Genomic DNA, 23,187 nt, shown 5'->3' with positions numbered 1-23,187 from the left:
CTAAGATAAAAAAATAATCAACTAACATGAAATCACATCCTTTAAATCAACTTGTAAAAACTTTATCCAAATATGATTCTGCCGATCTGCTAGCAACTATTGTTGGATTACAACTAATGCCAGAAAATGCTAATCATTCTGTTCGTCTTGAAGTTTTGGCTCATGTAGTTGCTTCTATCAAAAATAAAGGTTTTGGTTCAAAAAATTGTATTAGTCTTAAAGAACTTGAAAAAATTTGCAACTCTGATTCATCTACTTTAGCTTCATTTTATCCATTATAAGACCCATTTAATAATCCATTTACTGAAGCTTTTTCTTTTTATGGTGGTTCCTATATTGTATTTCCAGGAATTGCCGAAGAGCAAACGTTTATTTTAAGAAATTTAGTAACAGCAATATTTTTTGAGGGTGAAAATTTTTTCAATGAGCAATTTAAACGCAAAGCTTATGAACTTACATTAGCAATTTTACTTTTGAGTAATGAGATAGCTAGAGGTGCTCTCTTAGAAAGAGGAGTAGAACCAGTAGATACAAGTAGTGATGTTGTTTTCCCAACTTCTCAATACATGAATCAATTGAAAAAATCTGTATATTTTACTAAATCAGAGTTAACTAACTTACTAACTGAAAATGGTATTATTTTTGAGTCAATAGAAAATTTAATATTAGAACTTGGTAATGTTTCAATTAACAATTACAACATTGATAATGGTGAGTTGTTAGCCAAACCTATTGTTAAAATTTCTGGCAAATTTATTGTTGCAATTCCTGGAATATTGTTAACCGCTACTCGAAATGAATTGATTCGTCTTGCTATTGAGTATGGTGTCAAAAATGAGTTAGCAAAATTTTATAGCAATGTAGTCTGGAATAACATCGAAGATTCACTAGGTTATGTCAATAATTATCCAACTAAAATATCAACTCCCGATCTTCCTGACATTCCATTTTTTCAAGATGCTTTCTTTCAATTTGATACAGATAAATTAGCTTATGTAAATTTAGTTAGCGATCCATTAGATAGTTATGACTCTCAACAACCTTTAGCATATTGCAATCTCGAACATATAGGAAAACAATTAGAAGCACGCACCAAAGAAATATATGAGTATGTTTTTACTAATTTATCAGGTATTAATGAAGTTTTATTTTTATCAGTATTTCAAGGTGTAGGACGTCAACTTGTAGTCTCTGTTAAAAAGCTAGAAATTGAGTCATTGCTATTAATTGCTTTGTCAGCAGCAGACTTAGAAACCATAACATTACTAGAAGGTGGTAAACCACTTGTACTTTGGAAATATGCTATATCAATTTCGCGACTTAAAAACCAGGCAAATGTTGTTTCATTCCATGAGCTAAATAATTTATTTCATTATAGAAAAAATGACTATAGTTATTATTTATCCGATCAAAGTATCGCCAACAACTTTATTTTTATTCAAGACGGTGCTAGAGAATTACGTCAAGAAGTTCTACGTCAACGAGATTATCATAATGTACCTTCATACATACCTAATCATCTGACCGAAGTAACTTTATTATTTAACACACGAGAGTTTCCAATTTATATCCCTAGAAGTTTTCTAAGTAAAATACCTCAACCACTAACTTGTCTTCTAGAAGCATTACCTTTATATGTTTGGATTATTCAGAAAAATCAAGAGGAAGTTAATAATTTATACAGGGAATTTTTAGTTGCCATTGCATATTGGTTATGGCAATTTAATCCGTCACTTAATCCAATCATCCAATCCCTTGTTTCTAAATATCGCGTGATTATTATTCAGCTATCTTTACCATCTAGCAAAACATGTTTTGAAGCAAATAAAAAGCAATATTTTTCAGAAGATATAACACCCATAAATATTGAAGTTGATACCAACTCAGGAACTATAAATGTAACGATATTGCCAGAAGCATCCAGAAATTTTTTACAAGCTGATAATAGTGCCGAAAGAGAAATGATGAAATATATTTTGACAGGTTTTCGAGAATTACTACCAGAACAAGAACAGGAAAATTTATCTGATGAAATAATCTCTAAAATCATTGAAATTCATGCTCCCCTTGGTCTCAAAAAACAAATTATTTATTTGGATAGTTCGATTAATCCCGAACTCGATCCACAGAAACTGCCCGCATATCAAACAGTACAAAAAGTAGATATAAATGAACTTTTGGATGACCTTGGTTATTATCTAACTTCAGTCAAGAAATATCCACAAGGAAAAATTCCTGAAAACGAACGAACAAAATTTTTGAATGATAAAGTTGTTGGTTTCTTTTATAGCGAATTAAAAAAATTAGTTGCTTCATTAAATCCTGAAAATATTCTAGAGTATTTAATTAGTTACCATGAAGCAATAGTACGTCAAGTAAACGAGCACCGCTTAACTATACCAACTCGGTTAGCTTGTTTCAGTTCAATTCCTGAGAGGTATAAAAATATTCAAAAGGAAATGTTAGAAAATAATCAAGCTGCATTAGCAAGTCGATTTATAATTGAATATGTAGTAGCTCAACCTCCCACTGGTATGAGACCTTTTAGTCTGAGTATTTACCATCGCTTACAAGCTCTTGCCTATCAAATTATTAACTTTGGATTTCAAAGTGATTGGATTCATTTTTCATTAGCTGATTTTCAACTTTCTATCTTACCTTCTAGCAGATTAGGAACAGATGCAACAGAATATGAAAAAGCAAGACAGACTCATCTATCAATTTTTATGAGTGCTGAAACAACTCGAATAACACAATCATTTGAGAGATATTGGAAAACTCCAATACGTACTGATGTACTAGAACTCGAAAAAAAAAATAGACGCAGCAGCTTCCATTGAATTTGGTTATTCAATAACAGAAATATGCGAACTACTTGGAGAAGCTATTGATATTGGAAAAAAAATTCACCCCACTGTTTTTTGTCTCCCTTTAGAAAATTTTATTACTCGTTTAGCGACACAATTAAATTGGAATGAAGAGAAAGTTACTAAGGCAATTGAACTACTATCTCTTTCTCAGGGTTCTGACTTTCTTAAACCCGACAAACATTTTCAGGGAAGAGATATTTACCCTTGGAAATTTAATCGTTTATTGTCGTATTTACCGAAAAATTTTGGTTTAAAGCCGGACCTTGGATAGGGGATAATAAATAAAAATTTTCATTCAGGAGTCAATCCTATCAGTTTCAAGCAGAGGTAATTATTAATTATTCATTATTCATTATTCATTATTAATTGTTGAAGTCGTCCTTTTTTGCAGCGTCAAAAAAATAATAAAGTAGAAATTATTTGGGGAATTCGTCATTTATATGAAGTACAAAGATACCTCATTCAACTTTGTTTGACTGGAAAACTTCAAGCAGAAAGTCAAGAAATGAAGAAAGTAATCAGTAAAATAACAAACCAAGCAGGAGAAGACTTCAACAATAAAATAGCTGATTGGTTTGAACAAGATTCAACACTAATTGTGCATCGAAAGGTTGAAAAAATTGGTGAAATTAAGATTGAGGAAGAAAAAGGAAAACTGTTAGGTGATATAGATGTCTTAGTAGCTGACCCTGGAAATTTATCTATTAAAATAATTGAGTGTAAAAATTTTTCAATGGCTCGCGCTCCACACAAGATGAAAAATGAATTAGATAATTTATTTATAGGAAAAGGCAAAGGTAAAAGTAGGAAAAAACCTGCTATTGAACATCATCAAGAAAGAGTTAAATGGGTTAATAATCATCTACAAAAAGTATTAACCTGGCTTAGTTTAGACCCCAATCTAAATTGGAAAGTTGAAGCAATTATAGTAACAGATGAGGAATTATCTACTCCACACTTAAAGTCTTCACCCATTCCTGTAATTTCATGGGTAGAACTATGTCAAACACGATAATTAAATTAAAAATGTATAGCAGAATAACTCAAAAAAAAGTTATAACTATAGAAACCTATTCAATCTGAAATATAAAAGACAGATACAATATATATAATAGTAAAAAAGTCAAGATGCAACCCTGTTTAGCTGTATGATAAATTATTTTCGATTAAAATATAGGTTTGGAATCAAGTTTAGTCAAAACTCTGCTATTTTCAGATTAAATTAGTTGATATCATCAAAATTCTTGAAAACTTTAATCACTAATTAACAAATTCAAAAGAACTAAAATTAAAACAGATTAGATTAGAGGTTAGAAAAATTTCTAACTTCTCAAATAATGATGGATTGCAGGTAATTAGACTAATCATCTTTTGGGCCAAAAACCATCTGTAGGACCATTTGTGTTCCTCCTTGTTCGTGATAGCGATCAGCCCAATGCCTAATAATTTCATCTAACTCGTCTTTAGCTTGCTCATAGCGATCTGGAGAAATATCAAACTCCTCCAAAACACGCATTACATTTGTGTTTTTCTGTTCAGCCCAATCCTTCATCAAGCGGAAATAACGAGCTGTATCCTCGACCATAATATAAGTGCGTTCTTCTTGATCTTCTGGGGAATAAGAAGAACGAGTCAGAGCATAAAAAGGCATCCCCCAAGGAGAATCTATTTTAGTTACCGTACCAGAATAAATCAAACGACGTTTAATATGTTCTGCCAAAGCTTCACTAAGAGGCATCCGTCGTTCTGGCGGTAAATCTTCCTGGGAACGCCTATGCAAGAACTCAATTAATTCCATAAACTGAAAAGAATTAATCAATCTAGCATCAGGCATATTTGAGGGCAGTTTAGTTTCTATATATCGCCTCTCCTCATTAGTAAGATTGCTACTAGGAAGTCGGGAACGTCCAGGTATCCAAGGATACTGTTCTAACCATACATAGGGAAACTGAATCAAATACCGAGGTTCTTGAGAACCCAACATTTTCAGCAATTTACCCTTTGTAAGTGCTTCTTCTACTTCCTGAACAATTACCTTAACCCGTTTAGGTTCGATATGATGAAGATGTCCGGTCATACGGAGATTCTGACCTTGTTCAATGTAGGTCATATAAATGGCACATTTAGCTGCAGTTGCTGCTGCATCTAAAAAAGCTCCATGACGATGCCCACTCGTCCTCATAGCACTGAACGCTAGATATAACATAATCTGATCCATCGCGCTGGGGCTAAGGCTATTAATCAGATCGGTATCGCTTTTCATTATAATCCCCAAAATAAAAAAAGTAAGGAGGTATTATATCGTCCTCCGTTAACTATGTAAATATGTAAAAATTTGCTGACTATGATAATATTTCAATGCCAGGGAGACAGTCAGCTATAACTGTTACACTAACCAATAATACGAATTATGCAAATTCTATATTATACGCTAGCTGTAGTGTATTTAAAATTATAACACACCCTACAGTTAGAGTTCATGCGTAAATCCTAGAATATATATATCTTCTTGAGATTTTTTTGCATTTGGTGTGAGAATAGTCATGATGATAAACCATGCAAATAGTTTCCTATATTAGTAGATTTTTGCACCGTGTATACTGTTTGCTGACAGATATATTTAATAATAAGTTCATAATAGCATAACATATTCAATTAATAATCTGACTCTAACATAGTATCCTCTCTGTTAGCTTTACAATTAAATTTAGGGCAACTCCTCTCAAAAGATGGAAGAAGTAGCCAAGGAGATTATCCTGCCATGCAATATTTCCAGTCTATAGAGCTTACTTAAATTAAATACCTTGCCCATCTCTTTCTTGACTTATTGAGATTTAGAAATGCTTCTCTATCCAGGCATTTGCTTCCCATATCAAATGAGTAACCTGTAGATCTATAACCTCAGGGTAGAGTTTAAGCAAGGACAAACTTTAGAATTTCAAAATTATCAGTCAAATAACTACTTCCACTCTGTGGAAGTCATACATTCAAAATTTAAAAATCAAAAGTATTAATTAGTAAGGCTTTGAGGATTTTGTAACTGACAGGTGATTTTCACCACCCCGGACTAGGGATACTTTGAGATTTTTAAGACCGAAAATGGCTTCAAAGCAAGTATTAGCAAGGGAAATACCTGAAAAAGCTAAAAATAGCTGTTTGCATAGCAATCCGTAGGAAAACCTAGATACATCAATAAAACGGTTAATTTGAGGTCAAAATATTACTGTATAAAGTTTTGAGCTTATGTTAACCTATTTTTTCCTAAATTTCCGCTAGGTTTTGAGAGTGGTGGAATACCTTGATCCTTGTTGAAATACTTAAGAAATTAAGAAAATAAGTTGTCTATTTAAGGGCAAGACTTTAAAACCAAAATTTTAGGGAATTTTTCAAATCATAATGTTCATAGATAGAACATAGAACCAACATTCTCAATCTAAAAACTCAAATAACTTTGACAAAAGTCCAACTTAAAAAGTAGGAAATAGCTTTAGCGTCCACTACCACGATGAGGACAAATTTCCTGATGATCTAGTTCAGAAGTACAGATTGTGCTCACAAAGTTTCTTCTGTTTCTTGGCATACGTGGATTCGTTGGCCCATTGTGACGGTTTTGAGCAGAGCCTCTGAAAAATGTTGCAGATAATTCAAGTTCATTTCCAGTCATTAGAGCTTCGCTGCTAGGAGCATTACCAAGTAATAATAAAAATGAGAAAACGATCGCTGTATAACTGTGCATAGGTCATATCCATGTAAGAGTATCTATTCTCTGATACGGACATTGAGGATAAAATCAGGATACTTAACAAATAATTTGTTAGTTCAATCTATAGAAAAGGGTGTAGCGAACAAATATATTAAACTGGATTTACTCCCAAATTTTAGATGTAAAGCTCAGACTTAAATCAACTTAAATATTAGATTTTCTAAATTAAAAAGCAAAATTCAAACTTTATCGTAATTATTCTCCGGTGTTTTAACCATCATAAGTAAACAGAAGTATTCAGAGATTAATGGCCTAATCTCTGAATACTTCTGCTGAAAAATTTACTTATAAAAAATTCTATTAATTCACTAATTGAAGTAAAATATATTTTCAGTAAAAAATCACAAAAATCAAACTCAAATGGAAAAAGGATTCATTCTCTGGTTTACAGGCTTAAGTGGAGCTGGTAAAACAACTATCAGCAAAATTGTGGCAGAAAAATTAAAAGAAAGAGGCCGGAAAGTAGAAATATTAGATGGAGATATAGTTAGAGAAAACCTATCGAAAGGGTTGACTTTTAGTAAAGAAGACCGAAATATAAATGTCCGGCGAATTGGATTTGTAGCTCATCTCTTAAGTAGAAATGGAGTAGTAGCGATTACTGCAGCAATTAGCCCTTACAAAGCAATACGAAATGAAATTAGAGAAATGGATGAAAATTTTATAGAAGTTTATATAAATGCACCTTTAGAAGTATGTGAAAAACGTGATGTTAAAGGTTTATACGCTAAAGCCAGGGCTGGAGAAATTAAACAGTTTACTGGTATTGATGACCCTTATGAAGCACCAGACAATCCAGAAATTACTTGCTACACAGATAAAGAAACTTTAGACGAAAGCGTAGCTCATATAATTACTAGTTTAGAAAAATCAGGTTATTTGGCTTAAAAAAAATAGGGAGGGAATGAGCAATGAAGCAGCAAGAATCAAAAAATCAAGAATATGTAATTAGCAAAATATTATCTTTATCCAAAATATTAACTTATGGAAAAGTAGTTATATTATGCAGTTACTGGGGTATCTCACATTCTGCACAAGCTCAACCCCTCTTTCAAAAAGACCAAACAATACCAAGAACCTCAACCTTACCAAAACTAACAGAACCTGGACCTAAAGGTATAGATGTACAACCGCCTCTAATACCTCCAGCGCCAGAACAAATATTGATTCCTGAAACAAAAACACCCTTACTAGATTCAAAAGGATACACACTAGGCGCAGGCGATCGCGTTCAAATAGATATCTTTAACTTACCAGAATATAGTGGGGAAAATGGCCAACATCAAGTACAAATTGATGGGACTCTCAACCTACCATTAATAAGTAATGTCTCTGTTCAGGGAATGACCTTAGATCAAGCCAAAGAATTAATTCAAGAAAAATACGGCGAATACCTACAAATATCTATAGTTAACCTTAACCTATTAGCCGCACGTCCATTAAAAATAGCGATCGCCGGAGAAGTTCAACATCCTGGTTCGTACACAATTTCTCCGATAGTTAGTCAAGGGGGTAACAGTAAAGGCGGGACTCAACTACCTACAGTTACTAAAGCATTACAGGTAGCGGGTGGAGTAACAACTTCAGCAGACATCAGGCAAATCAAAATTCGTCGCTTTCAATCCAACGCCTCAGAAGAAGTGATCGACATCAATCTATGGGAACTTTTCCAAAATGGTAGCTTAGTTCAAGATATTTCTTTGCGGGATGGGGATACCTTATTTGTCCCTAGTATTACAGAAATTAACCCAGTAGAGTCAAACCAGCTAGCAAGTGCTAACTTTGCTGCTAATAATACTCAACCTCTCAACATTGCAGTGGTTGGAGAAGTTGTACGTCCTGGTCCATATATACTAGAAACAGATATTGACAAAAGTCAAGTTTTGCCTACTGAAGAAAATTCAGATTCTACTGAAGCAGATAGCAATATTTCACTGCCTCAGAATACTAAGCTGCATACTGTCACTAAAGCAATTAAAATGGCGGGAGGTATTACTTCAGCAGCAGATATTCGACAAATCAGGGTGCGCCGACTAACTCGCGCTGGTACGGAGCAAATTATTAAAGTAGACCTTTGGCAACTACTGCAAGGTGGTGATTTAAGCCAAGATATAGTTTTACAATCAGGAGATACAATTTATGTGCCAGTAGCAGATGAAGTTAATTTAGATGAGTTAGCTGAAGTTACTGCCTCAAGTTTTTCTCCAGGTAATCTCAAAATTAATGTTATTGGGGAAGTAATTAAACCTGGAACAATTTTTGTAACTCCTAATAGTACACTTAATCAAGCTTTGTTAGCAGCAGGAGGTTTTAACCCAGCAAGAGCAGAAACAGAAGAAATAGAACTAATTCGTCTTAATCCTAATGGTACAGTTACTCGGCGAAAAGTACAAGTAGATTTTTCTGCAAAAGTTAATGAAGAAACTAATCCAAATTTACTAAATAATGATGTAATTGTAGTTGGTCGTTCTGGTAGAGCAACCTTAAGCGATAGTGTAGGAGGTGTTTTAGCTCCTTTCAGTCCAATTAATAGAATTTTAGGGATATTTTTTGATATTTTTGATTAATTTAGTAGTTGGAAAAATTGCTAGAATTATTTCTCAAGATTTATAGAAGGGAAATAAAAGAATAAGTTATTTTGCTTGAGTGCTATTTACTAGGAATTACAGCAGTTTTGGAGTTGATCAGGTAAAAGAGTTTTAGGATGTTAGGGTATAAGCAAGATAAATTATTATTCAACTGTACATCACAATCCTCAAAAGTGCTGTAAGGTTATTCATAAAAATATGTAGGTAGGTAAAATTATTTTTTGATTTACTACTAAAGTATATTTTCTTTTCCCAGTTAAGTTTTTCCTTGTTCCTTGGCTATACTAGCTAGTCTAGCTTGAAAATAAATGTGAGTAAAACTTAACCCTCCGACTCCCTTCCCTTGTAGGCTATCCTTACCCATAAGTCTTATGAGCATTGTAAGGTGGGGAGTGTGGGGAGTATGGATAAGGTGGTTATAGCAGCTAGCCAGAGTTGGCAAATGGTAAAATTGCCTTATTCACTTTTAGTCACCTCTGTCCTAGATATGAGAAATGGCAGGTTTCTCTTCTCTTCCCCCTCTTCCCCCTCTCCCCTATCCTGTCAGGAATTCGATCTTATTTGGGTAAAGCATAGTCCTACAAGGGAAGGGGAAGTAGGAATTATCAGAGTAAAGTCTGAAAATACCAGATTAACAAATTTTTCCCCTTCTTCTTGCAGTAGAGGAATTGGGGGTAGAGATATCAATTTATGAAACTTACCCACATTCTAAAGCCAGACACGTTACTACTATTAGTTAGATTAATTTTTAAGAGGTTAGTTATCCCAATTTGATCAATACTTACTACAAATTGGTATAAATCAGGATTTAGAAGAAGTAGTATCCTATAATTGCTATTTCTTTATCCATTTATTATCTATGACTTTTGTCTACAAAAAGATAAGGAATAGGGAAAAAGGTGCCATCCCTCTTGAATTTACCTCTATTGTCTGACCAAAGTACCCAGGGCAAACGCATATAAATTATGGAAACTTCTGCCGTTAAGCTTTAGAGTTAGAGGGATAATGAGTATAAATATTTATAAATCTAATATCCTTGCCCTGTGAGAACTTCATAATAAGATGCGTTTGCCCTGACCAAAGTACCCCCTACTTATGTTTATTCCGAAATCTATCGATCCTCTACCTACTAAAAAATTAATGTAATAATATTTTTTCAAATAGGTCTTCTTAATAAGACTAAAAGTAAAAATATAGGGAATAACGAATAGGGAAAAATTTACCTTCCATTTTAAATTTTGCCCTATTGCCAAACGCAGGTATCCCCTACTTGTATTACTTCCAAAATTAACGTAGTAATATTTTTTGAAACAGGTATTCTTGACAAGATTATTTGATTGAATTGTTATTATATAGACCTAGCAATTCTGATCAGGATATTATAATAATCCTACATTGCTTGTAAAACTTTTTATAACAGTTAAAATAAACTGAAAACCTTTGAAATTATGACTTATAATGACCACCAAAATATTACAAATGAAATAGGATGGCTATATAAAACTATTTTACCTGAATCATAGCAATAACTTTATTTTTGACTTTAACTATGAATATGAAACGAGAAAAAAATTCTCACTATTCCTTATATAATAATGGAAGTAAACTGGTAGACTCCAAGAGAATGTTATCCCAGAATCAATATATATAAGGCTGGGTTTCAAAAATTTAAAGATCAAACTCTATCTCAAAAAAAAATAAGACTTAGAACTGATTTTTAGGGATTAGGAGTTAGGAGTAAAAAATAACTTAGATTTTTCCTAGTAGCATTTCTATTTATTTATTGATAGATTTATGATTAGATATAATACTACGTTAATTGATTAGAGCGATAAATTTTAGTTGAAAAAAAACAGGAAACATAAGATAGGAAACAGAAGAATGTCCTAATATTAATATGTAACGCTATAAAATAGGTATTTTATTGAACTCTAAAAAGCTTTGCTATACTTCAATTTTATCTTTCTAAATACTATATTGTTAACGTGATATTAGTATTTAATAAATTTTGTGATTTTGATAGTTATTTTTACTACTAGCATAGTATTAATTTTGAGACAATGCTATTATATAGGAGTTGTATATTTGGTTAATATATTTTTAAATTATCTTGTATTATCTAAGAAAAAAAAGTTTATTTTTGATTTTTACCTTTGCAACTTTAATTTTTGACTATGGATATGGAACCAGAAAAAACTTCTCAGTTATCTTTATATAATAATTCCGGTAAACTACTAGAATCCAAGAGAAATTTTTCTCATAATCAATATATATATGAGGCTGAGTTTGACAAATTTGAAGCAAAACCATCTCAAAAAGAAAATAAGATTTGGAAATTGATATGTCATCGTTTTTTCTTGATTTTTAGTGTGACAACTGCTACGACAACTGGAGCATATTTCTGGAGTTTAAATCAGATTCCTATATATCAGGGAAAATTTCAAATATTAGTTGAACGAGTTATAGTTAAGAATTCAGCTAATAATCAATTAGATACAAATGAAAAAATATTAGGTACAAATTCCGGAGAAGATTGGGAAAAACAGGCAGCAAGAATTATTGATGGTATGGATGAGGAAATAATTGCTTCAGTTGCTAATCAAAATCAAGAAGATAACAATTATATATTAGATTATAAGTCGCAAATTCAAGTGCTAAAAAGTCCGCAAATTATGCAACCAATAATTGCCGAAATTCAAAAAGAATACCCAGAAGTTAATTATAATTTCTTATTTGATAGACAAAAAAATCAGTTTCTTAGTAAAGAAAGACTTAAAATTCAAAGATTAGAAGACACAAAGATTCTAGAAGTTAGGTATCAAGACTCAGACCAAAATAAAATTAAGTTTGTCTTAGATAAGCTAGCAGTAGCTTATACTAAATATGGTCGTGATGACCGTAAAACTAATACTGGTGAAGGATTAAAATTTGTTCAAAAACAAATTCCTAAATATCAGCAAAAAATCAAAGACATGCGACAGGAATTACAACAGCTACAACAAGAGTATCTATTTATTAATCCAGAAGTTAAAAGTAAAGAAATAGCGGTAGAAAGAAATGAAATTCAATCTCAAAAACTAGAAAATAAAATATTGCTTGACCAACAGCGATCACTCCATACTATGTTACAAAGTCAGTTGGGTATTAATCCAGAAGAAGCTTTGATAGCTTCGGCTTTAAGTCAATCTCCAAGATATCAATCATTATTAAATGAATTACAAAAAGTAGAAACAACGATTGCTCTAGAGTCAGCTCGTTTTAAAGAAAAAGCACCTCAAATGCAAGCTTTATATAAGCAGCGAGAAAAATTATTACCTTTATTAAATCAAGAGGCAGAAAAAGTTATTGGTAGAGATATAGAAGAAGTAAGTAAAAAGGCTTTAGCTTTTCAAGATTCTGTTCGGCTAGAATTAATTCACAAAATGATATTGGCTGCAAATCAAATAGAGGTGATGGAAGTTAGAGGTAAAGTATTGGATGAAGCTGAAGCTAAATTAAATGAATATGGGAAAAAAATGCCAGAAGTAGTAAGGCGTTACACCGAAATTCAGGAAGATTTAGAAATATCAAGTAAAACGATTAAAGACTTGTTAGAAAAACAACAAATATTACAAGTAAAAGTAGCTCAAACAAAATTACCTTGGGAATTAATTGCACCACCAGAATTACTAAAAAGTCAAAACGGTGAGTTAGTAATGTTGTCTCCAAATATGTTATTAAATCTTGCTCTGGGAGGGGTTACAGGATTAGTATTTGGAATATTATTGGCTCAATTGGGAGAGAAATTTAAGCAAGATGTTTTTGAGACACCAAAAGAAGTTAAAAAATCTATTGGTTTACCTTTGTTGGGAGTAATTCCTGTACATGAACAAAGAATGTGGATGAATGACGAATTGAAAGAAAAGAAAAGTTCATCTTTGGTTTTATATCCCTCAGCTTTTCAAGAAGCTTTCCGCACTTTAAATGCTAATATTCGTCTATTAAATATCGAAAATCCGATTAATTCTTTTGTGATTAGTTCAGCTTTACCAGGGGATGGTAAGTCTACAGTAGCAGGTCATTTAGCTCGCGCTGCTGCTGCTATGGGTCAACGGGTACTATTAATCGATGCCGATTTACGTTGTCCAAAAATTCATAATATGATGGGATTGTCAAATCAGCAGGGTTTAAGTAGTGTAATTATTGATGATACACCAATAGAAACTGTCATTCAGCAATCGCCTGTAGATGAAAATCTATTTGTCTTAACTTCTGGACCTATTCCACCAGACCCAACAAAAATTTTGTCCTCAAGGCAGATGCACCAATTGATTCAAGATTCAGCTAGCACCTTTGACTTAGTAATTTGTGACACTGCTCCGTTATTGGGAAGAGCTGATGCTAACTTATTGGCAGCTTGTACTAATGGATTATTGTTAGTGGTGGGATTGGGTAAAACTGAGCGAGAAGCTTTAAGTTTAGCTCTGGATGATTTGAGTATGGCTGGTATAGCGATGTTAGGAATAGTGGGTAATGGCGATAAAGCTGATTCTTATTATCAGCGATATTATGACTATGAGTATATTGAGCCTCAGTATGAGGAAATGAGGTAGGGTAGTAGCGCTACGCGCAAATCAAAAGTCAAAAATAATGCACCAAAGCTCGTTTGAGAATTTATTAAGTCTCCTGATCGTGACGCGTAGTGCTATAGCAAAAAATTTCGGTAGTTGTGATACTAAATCTAGTTAGATAGTTTAAGTTTAAATAGGAAGGGAAGCTCTATGACAAGAGCAAGGCAGCTATGCTGGATTTATAAAGCAGAAATTTTAGAGAGTATTTGGAATATAAATTGTAATTTTTTTGGAAATAATATAATCATAATTTCAATTGCCATTCAACATTACTATCCTATACAGTAATACCTTGCAGATAGAACTAAAAGTTCTGTGGTAGGCAACTTAAAGATGAGCTTTTTGTAGCAGTTTTCATTAACATAGAATACAGCTATGAAGTCTGCGAATTATCAAACTTTAAAGATACTTATTTCTTATCTGTAGTTTACCTTTGTGAAAACCGCTATAAATACAGCTTTCCCCAAAAAATATTTGACTGAACCCTATTGATCTATAAAAAAATCTAACGTGGCGTACAACTTTATAGAAATAATAATACTTTACAGTTTGTTGAGTGAAGATGAAGATGTTATTCTCAAACTTCCGCGAATATCCTAGTTTGAAGTTGGAAAAAATTCATATGCTCGGTAAATATAAAATAGTGTTTTAGTATCTCATAATAGTTGGTTAGGATAAATAGTATATGATTATGCTGACCATTTTAGAATTATTATCCCTATTCCGCACTTTACACAAGGGGTTAATCTTTATATTTATCAGGATTGTCGTATATTATAGCACTACGCATTATAGTTAGGGCATTTATAAATGCTCAAATTAAGTCAGAGATTATTTTTGACTTTTGAATACATGACTTTTAACTTGCCCGTAGCCCTATAGGTATTTTTGTTGATAATTAAAAAATTGTAAAAGATAGTTAAGAATTAACTGATTTGACTAGTCTTAGGAACTAAGATGGAGTAGAAAGTTAAATTCAGTCAACAAAAATTTGCAAAACAAAATTAAATTAACATCCAGACTGAGAAAACACAATAAGTTAAATTACCCAAAGAGTCAGTGCTAAAAAATTAAAGTTGTTATGTTTTTTGCATAGCAACTTTATCAGTGAAAATTTATTGATCTTCATAAGTATTGAATTTTGACTTATGAGAGGAGGATTTTGTATTTTTGAGGAGAAAAAAATATGGGGATAGCTACAATTAATCCAGCAACAGGAGAAACACTAAAAACTTTTGAACCAATCACAGATGCAGAGATTGAAACAAAACTAGAATTAGCAAAAATAACCTTCCACCAATATCGTCAAATTCCCATGAATCAACGGGGGGAATGGCTATTAGCAGCAGCAGACATATTAGAGAAAAATTCTGATAAATTTGGCAAAATAATGACTCTGGAAATGGGTAAAACTCTAAGTGGGGCGATCGCTGAAGCTAAAAAATGTGCTTTAGTCTGTCGCTACTACGCAGAAAAGGCAGCCGAGTTTCTAGCTGATGTCCCTGCACAAACTGATGCTAGTAAATCATTTGTTCGTTATCAACCAATTGGCCCAGTGCTAGCTGTGATGCCCTGGAATTTTCCCTTTTGGCAGGTTTTTCGATTTGCAGCACCAGCTTTAATGGCAGGAAATGTGGGATTATTGAAACACGCCTCTAATGTTCCTCAATGTGCCTTAGCTATTGAAGAAATTTTTAAAGAAGCAGGTTTCCCAGAGGGTGCTTTTCAAACTCTATTGATAGGGTCAGATAAAGTAGCGGGTATTATGGCAGATGACCGAATAAAAGCAGGAACTTTAACTGGCAGTGAACCTGCGGGTGCAAGTTTAGCAGCAATAGCAGGTAGAGCTATTAAAAAAACTGTTTTGGAATTGGGAGGTAGTGATCCGTTTATAGTATTAGAAAGTGCTAATCTAGAAGAAGCTGTATCTACAGCAGTTACAGCTAGGATGCTAAATAGCGGTCAATCTTGTATTGCTGCTAAACGTTTTATCTTGGCAGAGGCGATCGCTGATGAATTTCAACAACGTCTTGTAGAAAAATTTGAGGCTTTAAAAGTAGGAGACCCTATGTTGCCAGATACTAATATTGGTCCGTTGGCAACTCAATCTATTCTGCAAGAGTTAAATGCTCAAGTAAAAGCTTCTGTAGAGAAAGGAGCAAAAGTTATTACTGGTGGTCATCTTTTATCTGACCTTCCTGGAAATTTTTATCCACCAACAATTTTGGCTGAGATACCAATAGATTCCCCTGCTTATCAGGAAGAATTTTTTGGTCCGGTAGCTTTAGTATTTCGAGTTACTAATATTAATGAAGCTATAGAATTGGCAAACAATACACCCTTTGGGTTAGGTGCAAGTGCATGGACCACAGATACAGTAGAGACAGATAGGTTAATATCAGAATTGGAAGCTGGTGCTGTTTTTATCAATGGTTTAGTTAAGTCTGACCCACGTCTACCTTTTGGTGGGATTAAACGTTCGGGTTATGGTCGGGAACTTAGCAGGGAAGGAATTTTGGAATTTGTCAATATTAAGACTGTTTGGGTTAAATAATTAATAGGTATTGGGAGTAGAGCGTCTAGGCTAAAGCTAAAATTATAGGTAAAAAGACTTCCGACAACACTTAGTTTATAAGCTTCTTGGCAGTTAAGTTACCTACAAAATAAATCTAGGCACTCTAGTATTTATACCAATTACCTAAAATATTGCTGTACTTAGATTCTTTATTTATTAATCAGGGTAATTTTTTAAGTCTGATTATGATAGTACTAATACCCAAAACTTGGTATGAGATGTTGAGTTTGAGAGAATATTTGCTAAGAAAACTTTCTGTATCTATAAATCTCCTTTTATTTACCTAAGACTGTCTGATATGTAACCCTAAAATTAAAAATTGTCAGCTTAAAAACTCTTGATAGTTAAGCATAAGCTTGTTTTTTATTAATTAATAAAAACTCTTCCTACTCTCTCCTCTGAGAAAAACACAAAAAAATCAAACAGTCTTAACTTTTATCTACCTTGAAAGTTTTTCTGTTTTGGGGAAAAGGAAGAGCGGGGATGATACAAATTTTAGTAAATCAACTAACAACTTATAACATCAGCATTTAGCTATTAGCTAGCCTCCTAGATCGTAACTACGTTAACAGCAGTCAGCAATAAAAATCAAGTCAGTTATTGGCCAATTCAGTATAGACAATTGTACAGGTATTCTAGTAGATATCTCAGTTTACCTAATCTCCTTTATCTGCATTTTCCTATAGTTTTAATTCTTTGCTCCTTCACTTATCCTTATTCTAGTAACTGATAGCTTATGAATTATATCTGAATGCTTACCTTAGAACAAACATTATGAGATTTAATCTATGACCTAGAAAAGATTGGTAAATAGCAAAAAAAATATTTATCAAACTTTTTATCTCTAAATCAAGGGTTGGATTTGACTTCTGGAGTTAGCTTTATTTAGTTAAAGAGTTGAAGAAGGAATCAGATAGAGGAACAGTTGAATATACCTTAATTATTTATTATTGAAGAAAGTTACAGGTTTTAGGTTACACCAAATTAAAATAAAACTGCATAGAAGAATTTTTCCATCATAACTGACCATAAATTAAAGACCAATAAATGAATTATGAAAATAATTCTGTGCAGCCTCACATAAAATTGGTATTATACCAGGCACAATAAATATTTGGCTTGCCTATAACTATAGTTTTGTAACATTCTTTTTTGAAAATCGTATTAATATTTCAATTGCATAAATGGAGATTCAATCCCCAACCAATTTTAGAAACTGAAGACGCTGGACTTAATAACTAAATTCCTCTTTTTAGTGTTATAACAGTTTTTTCAATACCTAAAATATTGATATCATAACAACAATAAATAGTTGAAAAAGCTTTTGAATTTTACCGTAACTATTCCCCATTTTTAAATGTTGATTTTGACTTAGTTTTTTACCAGTTTTTATAAAAGGAGAAAAATCAAAGTGAACACTGCAGAATTATTGGTGAAATGCCTCGAAAATGAAGGTGTAAAATATGTATTTGGATTGCCTGGAGAAGAAAATCTAAATATTCTAGAAGCTCTGAAAAATTCCTCAATTCAATTTATTACTACCCGACACGAACAAGGTGCTGCTTTTATGGCAGATGTCTATGGTCGTCTCACAGGAAAAGCAGGAGTTTGTTTATCAACATTAGGACCTGGTGCTACTAATTTAATGACAGGAGTTGCCGATGCAAATCTAGATGGAGCACCTTTAGTAGCAATTACAGGTCAAGTTGGTACTGATAGAATGCATATCGAATCTCACCAATATTTAGATTTGGTGGCTATGTTTTCCCCAGTAACTAAATGGAATGCTCAAATTGTTCGCCCTAGTAACACACCAGAAATTGTCCGCAAAGCATTTAAAGTAGCTCAACAAGAAAAGCCTGGTGCTGTTCATATCGATCTACCAGAAAATATTGCTGCAATGTCTGTAGAAGGTACACCTTTGAATCAAGATAAGCGGGAAAAATCTTATTCTGCTTATCAGAGTATGACAGAAGCAGCAGTGGCAATTTCTAAGGCGAAAAATCCTGTTATTTTGGTTGGAAATGGAGCGATTAGAGGGAATGCAAGCGAAGCTGTAACGGAATTTGCTACACAATTAAATATTCCTGTTGCTAATACTTTTATGGGTAAAGGGGTGATTCCTTATACTCATCCTCTATCTTTATGGACGACAGGATTGCAACAACGAGATTATATTAGTTGTGCTTTCGACCAAACAGATTTGGTTATTGCAGTTGGTTACGATCTAATTGAATATTCTCCGAAAAAATGGAATCCTCAAGGCGAAATTCCAATTATTCATGTTGGGGCAAAATATGCAGAAATTGATAGTAGTTATATTCCCATAGCTGAAATAGTTGGAGATATTTCTGATTCTTTGAATGAAATTTTGCGACGCTCGGAGCGCATCAATAAATTAAGTCCGACTGTATCAGAAATTAGAAAAAATATGCGTTCTGAATATGAGGGATATGGTAAGGATAATGAGTTTCCAATTAAACCTCAAAAACTAATTTATGATTTACGTCAAGTAATGGGGCCAGAGGATATTGTCATCTCTGATGTTGGTGCCCATAAAATGTGGATTGCTAGACATTATCATTGCGATAGTCCTAATACTTGTTTGATTTCTAACGGATTTGCTGCAATGGGTATTGCTATTCCTGGAGCGATCGCTGCGAAATTAGTTTATCCTGACCGCAAGATTGTCGCAGCTACAGGGGATGGTGGGTTTATGATGAATTGTCAAGAGCTGGAAACTGCTTTACGAGTAGGTACTGCTTTTGTAACTTTGATTTTTAATGATGGTGGTTATGGATTGATTGAGTGGAAACAGGAAAACCATTTTGGCAAGTCTTCTTTTATTAAATTTGGCAATCCTGATTTTGTTAAGTTTGCTGAAAGTTTTGGTTTGAAAGGTTATCGAGTTGAGTCTGCTATTGATTTAATTCCTACTTTGAAAGAGGCTCTTGCTCAAGATGTTCCTGCTGTGATAGATTGTCCTGTTGATTACCGAGAAAATACTCGTTTTACTCAAAAGTCAGGTGGTTTAAGTTGCTCTATTTAGTTATTAGTTAGTGGGTAAGCATTCAGCTGTCAGCTATCAGCTATTAATTCATTGCTTTATAAGCAGGAATTAGTATTGATAGATTTAACGAGAATTAAAAGTATTGGAAAAAACTGGCCTTGACCACTATAAGTGTATATTCATTATTTATGAAACAGCTAAAAACTGACCGCGAGCTAGCTGAATGCTTATGTTAGTAGTACTTAAACATTTTATGGTCGGAAAAATGCCTCAAAGTCTCTCTAGACAAGGGAATTACGTCGATGCCCTAAAAATGGCTAGAACTGTTGGTAATTGAGGATTTATACCTTTTTAACGTAAAAGCCTTTGCCCATCTATATTTGACCCTGTTTTTTGAGTTTATTTTGTTTCAGTCCCGTTAGTAGTAAGCTTGAGTAGGAGATTTTTATCCAATTTGTGATTAGTTATTTCTCAGTTACTGAAAAATAATAGAAAGTTGGAAAGTTTTTATATTTTCACCACTTAGGTAAGATACGAAATATAAACTTTTCAACTACCAATGACAAAATGAATAGGGAAAGTTTGTTATGAAATATAACTAAAGTCAGAACTTAGATATGGGATTTGTCAGATTGACAACTTAAAGATGAGAGATATTTATTCTTATGGTGTTATACCTATAAAATTGATTAACTTTGTTTGGTATTATCTATCTAAGATAATTTCTTTATAAGATAACCTTAACTTATTTATTATTGATGAATAAAAACTATAGTGCTAGAGTAAAAAAGACTATTATCGGAACAAGAGAAGCTGCTTTTTTATTGGGTATTTGTTGTCAACGAGTCAGAGTTCTACTTTCCCAGAATAGAATAAAAGGGGCTTACAAACACAAAGGATTTTGGCAGATTCCTCTGTACGGTAAAATACCTGTTGTTATACCAGGTACTAGAGGCCCTGAAGGTCTCTGGTGTAAAAGAAGGCGACAGACGCCCACAAGGATTCATGTAAATCAACAGAAAATTAAAGCAAATAGTAAAAGAATTAAATACGATCCTCAAATGACTCCAGAGCAATTGATGCCAGTAGTCTGCTTAAAGCAAACCAATCGTAACGATTTGGGTTATCAGATGGAAATACATGGTCCTTGTCGTATAGTTTATAAACCTCATGAACCCTTATCTTGTGGGGCTCATTTATGGATTGAGACCTATTATCCGGTGCAGTTTGTGGATACTAAATTTAAACCTGTGACAGCCAGGCAAGCTTATAAATAAGTTTAACTTTATCACTACAGTTAAGAAAATTTTCGCTATTGTTATTTGGTTTATTAACCGAAGCAAATTGCTATTAATTTTGCATTATACCTGCAATAAGACTCTGGTATTAGACTTGAACAGAGAAAAATTATGGTGATTTGATTCAGGTATAAGTTAGGGTCTGCTGAAAAAGTAGAGGGAAAAAAGTGGCTTACCAGAAATACCCTTTTTTTATATTTGTCTGATTCCTTTGAGAATCATATTCGAGAAAATATTCGTGAGCGATCGCTTCTAGATTACGGAGATTTTCTACTTCTGATTTACCAACCTCAGTATCAGTAGATAACAGAATAACTTGATGACTAGCAGAAGGGAAATAACGTTCAACTAAATTTCGACGATGAGAAGAATCTAACCTACCTAGAGGTGTATCAATAGCAACAGGTAAATGTCTACCAGAAACTCGTGCTAAACTCCATAAAAAGGAAATTGCCAAAAGCTGTTTTTCTCCAGCAGATATTCGATGCTTAGGAACAAGTTGACCTCGATCATCATAGAGAGAAAGAGCAAAATTATGAGTATCAATAGCCACGCGATGAACTAAGTCTGGCTTATGTAAAAGATAACGGAAACATTCAGTAACTTCTATCTCTAATTTATTCAGCTTTTTTAGGGTTAACTTATCCTTAAATAGCTGTAAAGTCTGTTTAACTTTTGCAGAGGATTCAATAATATGTTGAATATTGTGATGTTCGATAGTTTTGTCAGTATAACTAAATAATTCCTTCTTAGTTTGAGTAATAGCATCATCCAACTTTTTACGCTCACGTTGACTATTTTCACAAGCAACTTGTACCCTGGCTAACTCAGTTTGTGCCTTTTGCAAAGCAGTTGCCAAAATTTCATAAGCTTCGGGGGATGCTGCAGTTGCTAATTGCTTTTCGAGAACATCTATTTCTACTTCAGAATCTTTCAGACGAGTTAAACTTTCCTGAGCATTGTTCAGAGAATTTTCAATCTCATAACGCAACAAATTTTCTAGTAAAGTTAAAGCTTGTTCGTCAGGAAACAACCAAGGTTCATTAGCTTCATTAATTTCGTCTTTTAGGGTGAGATTTTCTTGATTGAGAAACTCTTCAATTTTGCTAACTTTCTCAGTAGAAATAGATAAATTATTCAGATAATCAAGTAAACGTTTATCTCTTTCCTGAAAAGCATCCAAAGCAATTTCTGCTTCGTCGCGTAAAATTTCTAGATCGCCCTGAGAACTTGCTTGTTCCAAAAGTGGAGAAATTAAAGCTAGAGGTAAAGCATCCCCAGCAAGTTCAACCATTTCCTGACGAGCATTATCCATTTCTAATTCTACATCTTTAAACTCTTGTTCTAACTGACTCCTTTCCCCAGCAATTTTTCCCCCTTCCGAGACAAATTTTCTCATGGCTTTTTGTTGCTTTTCTGTAGCTTTTTTTAATTGCTTTTCCAAATCTACCAATTTTTCTGTAGCAACTTCTAAATCTGTTTTTTGCTGATAGAGTTTTTGTTCAATCTCCTCTAAATTTGCTATTTCTTTAGTCTTGGCAAGTTGTTTCTTTTTCCGAGTCACCAAAATATCTAAATCTCCTGCGAGACGTTCGGCTAATTCTAATCCTAATAATGACTGAATTGCATCTATGACTAAAGGTGGTGGTGTTTCTAGTTCAGCTAATTCTTTTACCTGTTCTCCATCAAAAAGAAATAGATTAGAAATTCCCAAAGGTAAAAGATTTTCTATATATTCATCCCAGGTATTTGCCAAGTAAGAATCAGGCCATTCACCATCAAGAATTCCCAGACAATCTTTGCCGTCTTTAGGATTTTTTTCCCAGGTACGAACGATACGATATTCTACAACTTGGTCATCTTGAATATGTTCAAAAGCTAATTCAATACGAGTTTTTTCTGTAGGAGGAGTATTGCGGTTTACGCATTGAGAAAGAAAGTCAGCATAAGTTAAATTTCCCCTAGTTGAACATTGTGCACGATGACCGTAAAGTGCAAGCCGAATGGCATCTAAAAGAGTAGTTTTTCCCCCTCCATTCATACCTCCAAATAAGATTATGGGGCGGGGTTGCTCGGTAAGGGTAGGACGAAAGTTTATTGTTTGTTTACCGAAGTACGGTCCGAAATTTTGTAAGACGAGTTCTAGGAATATCATTTCAGTTTTTTTGAGGGAGTAGGGGGAAAGTTAGTGGGATAATTAACTTGATTTTTTTATTCTTAGGATTTACCTTTTTCCTAGTAGGAGGTAGGTCTCAAAAAGAGAATTCTGTTGTTGATCAACATAAAATTTTTGTCTTTGACCTAGACTCGGAAAAATAGAGGTTGACCAGAGATAAATTTGCCAGAGAAAATTTCATTAAGTTCCTAGTCATTGTTGAATTTTTCCAGTAGGGGGTAAGTTTGACAAAGATAATTTTATTGTTGATCAACATAAAATTTTTGTCTTTGACCTAGACTCGGAAAAATAGAGGTT

Annotated in this window: 12 protein-coding genes; 9 read left to right on the top strand and 3 right to left on the bottom strand. The window is 33.3% G+C overall.

Annotated features, from left to right (window positions below; genetic code table 11):
- Nucleotides 1-26: 26 nt before the first annotated feature.
- From ACP6PL_RS30265 to ACP6PL_RS30255, 3 genes are all read left to right on the top strand, one after another.
- Nucleotides 27-281, top strand: coding sequence for a hypothetical protein (locus tag ACP6PL_RS30265; protein ID WP_426549078.1), 255 nt, complete (start codon nucleotides 27-29; stop codon nucleotides 279-281).
- Nucleotides 282-473: 192 nt separating this feature from the next.
- A complete protein-coding gene (locus ACP6PL_RS30260) occupies nucleotides 474-2,840 on the top strand; it encodes a hypothetical protein (RefSeq protein WP_426549077.1) in 2,367 nt (788 codons plus the stop codon).
- Between the two features lie 415 nt (nucleotides 2,841-3,255).
- Nucleotides 3,256-3,885 (top strand): hypothetical protein, encoded by a 630-nt coding sequence (locus ACP6PL_RS30255; protein ID WP_426549076.1) that lies wholly within the window; start codon nucleotides 3,256-3,258, stop codon nucleotides 3,883-3,885.
- 345 nt (nucleotides 3,886-4,230) lie between these two features.
- On the opposite strand, the gene hetR is transcribed toward ACP6PL_RS30255, so the two are convergent.
- Together hetR and ACP6PL_RS30245 are read right to left on the bottom strand one after the other, a co-directional pair.
- Nucleotides 4,231-5,133, bottom strand: a complete 903-nt coding sequence (gene hetR, locus ACP6PL_RS30250) for a heterocyst differentiation master regulator HetR (RefSeq protein WP_426549075.1) — start codon at nucleotides 5,131-5,133, stop codon at nucleotides 4,231-4,233.
- Nucleotides 5,134-6,357: 1,224 nt separating this feature from the next.
- The gene (locus ACP6PL_RS30245; RefSeq protein WP_426549074.1) at nucleotides 6,358-6,606 is read right to left on the bottom strand and encodes a hypothetical protein; all 249 of its coding nucleotides are present in this window, start codon (nucleotides 6,604-6,606) and stop codon (nucleotides 6,358-6,360) included.
- Between the two features lie 351 nt (nucleotides 6,607-6,957).
- Here ACP6PL_RS30245 and cysC point away from each other — a divergent pair, with 351 nt between their 5' ends.
- The 6 genes from cysC to ACP6PL_RS30215 all read left to right on the top strand — a co-directional run bounded on the left by cysC (nucleotide 6,958) and on the right by ACP6PL_RS30215 (nucleotide 20,693).
- Complete coding sequence (gene cysC / locus ACP6PL_RS30240; RefSeq protein ID WP_426549086.1) at nucleotides 6,958-7,521, top strand: adenylyl-sulfate kinase; 564 nt, start codon at nucleotides 6,958-6,960, stop codon at nucleotides 7,519-7,521.
- Between the two features lie 23 nt (nucleotides 7,522-7,544).
- Nucleotides 7,545-9,200, top strand: a complete 1,656-nt coding sequence (locus tag ACP6PL_RS30235) for an SLBB domain-containing protein (protein ID WP_426549073.1) — start codon at nucleotides 7,545-7,547, stop codon at nucleotides 9,198-9,200.
- A gap of 2,195 nt (nucleotides 9,201-11,395) precedes the next feature.
- Nucleotides 11,396-13,813 carry a GumC family protein gene (locus tag ACP6PL_RS30230; protein ID WP_426549072.1) on the top strand — a complete coding sequence of 806 codons (2,418 nt, stop codon included), beginning with the start codon at nucleotides 11,396-11,398 and terminating at the stop codon, nucleotides 13,811-13,813.
- Between the two features lie 1,204 nt (nucleotides 13,814-15,017).
- The gene (locus ACP6PL_RS30225; protein ID WP_426549071.1) at nucleotides 15,018-16,385 is read left to right on the top strand and encodes an NAD-dependent succinate-semialdehyde dehydrogenase; all 1,368 of its coding nucleotides are present in this window, start codon (nucleotides 15,018-15,020) and stop codon (nucleotides 16,383-16,385) included.
- Nucleotides 16,386-17,817: 1,432 nt separating this feature from the next.
- On the top strand, nucleotides 17,818-19,455 hold the full coding sequence (locus ACP6PL_RS30220) for an acetolactate synthase large subunit (protein ID WP_426549070.1): 1,638 nt from the start codon (nucleotides 17,818-17,820) through the stop codon (nucleotides 19,453-19,455).
- A gap of 719 nt (nucleotides 19,456-20,174) precedes the next feature.
- Entirely contained in the window at nucleotides 20,175-20,693 is a 519-nt protein-coding gene (locus ACP6PL_RS30215; RefSeq protein WP_426549069.1) for a hypothetical protein, read from the top strand.
- A 193-nt stretch (nucleotides 20,694-20,886) separates the two neighbouring features.
- On the opposite strand, the gene dndD is transcribed toward ACP6PL_RS30215, so the two are convergent.
- Nucleotides 20,887-22,869 carry a DNA sulfur modification protein DndD gene (gene dndD, locus ACP6PL_RS30210; RefSeq protein ID WP_426549068.1) on the bottom strand — a complete coding sequence of 661 codons (1,983 nt, stop codon included), beginning with the start codon at nucleotides 22,867-22,869 and terminating at the stop codon, nucleotides 20,887-20,889.
- Between the last annotated feature and the right edge of the window lie 318 nt (nucleotides 22,870-23,187).

Origin of the sequence: Dapis purpurea BLCC-M126 (assembly GCF_050015975.1) — a bacterium.
Lineage (GTDB): Bacteria > Cyanobacteriota > Cyanobacteriia > Cyanobacteriales > Microcoleaceae > Trichodesmium.
Note: the sequence above shows the minus strand (reverse complement) of the source record. Positions and strands in the feature narration are given on the sequence as shown.

Excerpts from the sequence above, each read along its gene's own strand:
- ACP6PL_RS30245 (WP_426549074.1), bottom strand. The coding sequence starts at position 6,606 with ATGCACAGTTATACAGCGATCGTTTTCTCATTTTTATTATTACTTGGT.
- ACP6PL_RS30265 (WP_426549078.1), top strand. The coding sequence starts at position 27 with ATGAAATCACATCCTTTAAATCAACTTGTAAAAACTTTATCCAAATAT.
- ACP6PL_RS30230 (WP_426549072.1), top strand. The coding sequence starts at position 11,396 with ATGGATATGGAACCAGAAAAAACTTCTCAGTTATCTTTATATAATAAT.
- hetR (WP_426549075.1), bottom strand. The coding sequence starts at position 5,133 with ATGAAAAGCGATACCGATCTGATTAATAGCCTTAGCCCCAGCGCGATG.
- dndD (WP_426549068.1), bottom strand. The coding sequence starts at position 22,869 with ATGATATTCCTAGAACTCGTCTTACAAAATTTCGGACCGTACTTCGGT.
- ACP6PL_RS30215 (WP_426549069.1), top strand. The coding sequence starts at position 20,175 with ATGAATAAAAACTATAGTGCTAGAGTAAAAAAGACTATTATCGGAACA.
- ACP6PL_RS30225 (WP_426549071.1), top strand. The coding sequence starts at position 15,018 with ATGGGGATAGCTACAATTAATCCAGCAACAGGAGAAACACTAAAAACT.
- ACP6PL_RS30235 (WP_426549073.1), top strand. The coding sequence starts at position 7,545 with ATGAAGCAGCAAGAATCAAAAAATCAAGAATATGTAATTAGCAAAATA.